The following is a 3,453-nucleotide window of genomic DNA, read 5'->3' as shown; positions in this document are numbered from 1 at the left end:
TGGCATTTTAATAATATTATCAGAACTATATGTTTGATATTTCAATAGAACAAACAAATCATCAATCGATTTGACTTTATTGTATCACATTAATAAATATTATATCCTTTCAATTGATTTATCTTCATAATTACTCTAGAATATAATAGGTTAGGGGGGCAACAATGAATACAACAACAGTATTAGATTTAAATCACATTACAACTACTAAATTAGTACAGAAGAAAATCATATTCGCTTTATCATTTAGTTTTCTATGTGTTTTTTTGACAAATTTACTTCCAGCTTTAAAATTTCCGATTTTCGAACATGATATTGTTCAACAAATGCCTAAAATCTTATTGTTTATTTCATATGTATGGGCATTACCTTCTTTTATTAAACGCATCAATACAAAAATTTTATATATCTTATATGGATTTATCGCAACTGTAGCTATCAACTTTCTCTTTCAGGATAATTTACAACAATTTTTAACAACTGTTACTGTCTTCTCATATAGTTGCTTACCTGTTCTTTTATTTGTCACTGCTATTGATGATTTTAGACAACTATATTCTTATTTCTATAAATCTTCATTATTTGTAGCAACTTTATTAATCGTTTTATCCTTGTCTGGAGTGCTTGAATTTACTGCTGAATATAGCATGGGTTTTTCTTACTCTACTATTTTCTATTTTATTTTCTTACTTAATGACTTTTTCTTTACTAAAAAAATTAGTTCTTTATTTTTTTCTTTACCAATTTTCCTTGTAATTTTCGCATACGGTTCACGAGGAGCCTTGGTATGTATTCTTGCCTTTTTATTATTTCGTCTAACAAAAAATATTTTTCAGAAAAAGCATTTATTACAATCACTCATACAAATCCTAGTCATTCTTGTAACTTATTTAAATTTGAACAATATTTTATTGTATATTCAAAAAATTTTTCATTCTGCTAATATACAAAGTAGGACATTAACCCTTATGCTACAGAATGAAATTGACTATTCAGCTGGGCGAGATGTATTATATTCTACTGTAATTGATGCTATAAAGAAAGAGCCTTTAGTTATCAGAGGTATTAATGCAGATTATAATTTACTTGGAATCTATTCGCATAATATCCTTTTAGAATTAACATATCAGTTTGGAGTAATAATTGGGTCTATTTTAATAATAATACTTTTATTCATGATATTGTCTACACTATTCAAAAAATATTCTTTTGAATTCGATTCTTTGATTATCATAATTCTCGCTATTTGGACCTCTCAATTGATGGTTAGCTACAGCCTTTGGATTTCGATTTATTTCTGGTTCTTTGTTGGACTATTCATTAACAAAGCTAATAATAAAGTAACACATTTAATTTTTAATAATGAACAATTAAAGTATCATGATAAATTAAATGTTGATCATTGAATTTAATAATAAAATAGACATTAAAACAAGTTAAACTACGAATGGGTCCACACTCTACTCGTAGTTTAGCTTGTTTTTAATACGATTAAATAAATTTACGCTTCTTGTTCTCTAAATACGATAATTGAGATTTGTAATAATAGCTTGAGAACCATAGCGAAAACATAAGCAACTGAAAAACCTATTATTCCGTAATTTAAACTTAAAATTACTGCTAGGAAGATATATATTAAACCATAACTTATTTGTATGATATTTTGATAAAACAGTTTATACAATTTAAGTAAAAAAGTATTGATAATATTTCCAAGCACATTAAACAAAATTCCAATTGTTATTATCGGGACTAATGGCAATGATTGATTTGCTAGATTCGGATATAAGATATTAATCAAAAAGACAGATACATAGTTCACAATAAAATACAATGGTACAAACGCAATAAACAAATACATAGTAATCATTAAAAGTTTTTTCCGTTTTATTTTATAATCATCTTTTGCAATATACGATAGTAAAACATTGGTCATTGGAGTAACGAGCATTGCGATGATTTTCGAAATTGAACTTGCTGCATAAAAAATACTCATGCTAACAGCTCCCAAAATAGGTAGGATCATAAAACGATCCAAGTAATTCAAGATATTCGCAATTAAGTTGGCAAAGCTAAGGTTCATGAATTTTTTTGTGATTTTACGATCGACCTTTTTTAAATCAGCTGTTTTAAATTCATACATTATTTGATTATTCGATAAGAACAAATAAATATGCCCTGCTATTTCACCTGATAAGAAAATCAAAGACCAATAACCTACTTCGAGTTGATTCACTAAAAGTAGCCCTAATAAATATCCTGTAACTACAGATAAATTCATATAAAGCAAGCCGATAAATTTTAATTGCTTTCTATAGAATACAGAGCTATAAATTCGATTGTTAGTTAACATCGTGCTTATTGAGAATATTATTATATTTATTATCGAGAGATTTCTACCATAAATTAAACTAAGAACCAAGATAAGTATAAACGCTGCAATATTAGTTACTATTGATAAAGAAAAAAAATCTGGTTTCTCTTTATCAGAAGTAATTAATCTTATATTATTCAATGTGTTCCCTAAAAAAGTTGTAATGACATTACTAAATCCATAAATAGATACTATTTCGCCAAAAACTGTTGGCGTAACATCTCTTGAAAGAATTGGTAATATAAGCAGCTGAATAATAGCTATTAGTACCAAATTCGATATGATATTAATTGCAAAATCAAAAATTATTTTCTTTTTCATCTATGCCTCACATTCAATTCCATTATAGATATTAGATATTTTCTTCGAAATTTTATCCCAGTCAAATTCTTTACTGTATTCTGATACTTGTTGAAAATTATCTAAATCCACTATCATTTTTGTGACTATTTGTTTTATTTCCTCTTTAGAATTTGAATTTACAGAGTAGCCAACTACTCCTTCATCAAATTGTTTATCAAATCCTTCATTTTTAGAGTAAATCACCGGAGTATTTTGACTAATAGCTTCAACGTACGAAAGACCAAAAGTTTCCGATTTTGAGGCTAAAATAAATATATCTGCATTTGAGTATACACTGATCAAGTTTTCTTTATTTTTTGTTCCTAGGTAATCTACAAAAGAATATTTTTTTATCTTTTCCATATATTTTTTATCTGAAACTGCTCCAACTAACTGGTAGCTGAGCTCTATCCCCGAACTTTTCAATTCATCTAATGCTTTGCAAACCATTAGCTGATTCTTATTTCTTTCTATTCTTCCCACTGTAAGTAGTTTTATCTTATTATCTCTTTCTTTAACTGTTTTCTCCTCAATGTTGGTTAAGAAATATGGATCAATCCCATTCGGTACAACAACAGATTTTTCTAAAATCGACTGCTTATTTTTTTTATATACATAATTTTCTATCATTTTTTCTTTATAAGACTCTGATAAAAAAATAACTCTGGATGAATTTGCCAAAATATCATTTCCCAATTTTTTTAAATGTTTATAGTATTTAAAAAAATATTTTATAT

Annotated in this window: 3 protein-coding genes; 1 reads left to right on the top strand and 2 read right to left on the bottom strand. The window is 26.8% G+C overall.

The features are described from left to right. Positions 1–164 precede the first annotated feature (164 nt). A complete protein-coding gene (locus JZO83_RS14245) occupies positions 165–1,406 on the top strand; it encodes a hypothetical protein (protein ID WP_207116134.1) in 1,242 nt (413 codons plus the stop codon). Positions 1,407–1,501: 95 nt separating this feature from the next. On the opposite strand, the gene JZO83_RS14240 is transcribed toward JZO83_RS14245, so the two are convergent. Together JZO83_RS14240 and JZO83_RS14235 are read right to left on the bottom strand one after the other, a co-directional pair. Continuing rightward, complete coding sequence (locus JZO83_RS14240; RefSeq protein ID WP_207116133.1) at positions 1,502–2,695, bottom strand: oligosaccharide flippase family protein; 1,194 nt, start codon at positions 2,693–2,695, stop codon at positions 1,502–1,504. Then, positions 2,696–3,453, bottom strand: a 758-nt coding sequence (locus tag JZO83_RS14235) for a glycosyltransferase family 4 protein (RefSeq protein WP_207116132.1), incomplete at its 5' end; no start/stop codon positions are given.

This window comes from Enterococcus sp. DIV1298c (assembly GCF_017316315.1).
Lineage (GTDB): Bacteria > Bacillota > Bacilli > Lactobacillales > Enterococcaceae > Enterococcus_B > Enterococcus_B mangumiae.
Note: the sequence above shows the minus strand (reverse complement) of the source record. Positions and strands in the feature narration are given on the sequence as shown.

What these genes read in the sequence shown, in the direction of transcription:
- JZO83_RS14245 (WP_207116134.1), top strand. Translation starts at nt 165, where the DNA reads ATGAATACAACAACAGTATTAGATTTAAATCACATTACAACTACTAAA.
- JZO83_RS14240 (WP_207116133.1), bottom strand. Translation starts at nt 2,695, where the DNA reads ATGAAAAAGAAAATAATTTTTGATTTTGCAATTAATATCATATCGAAT.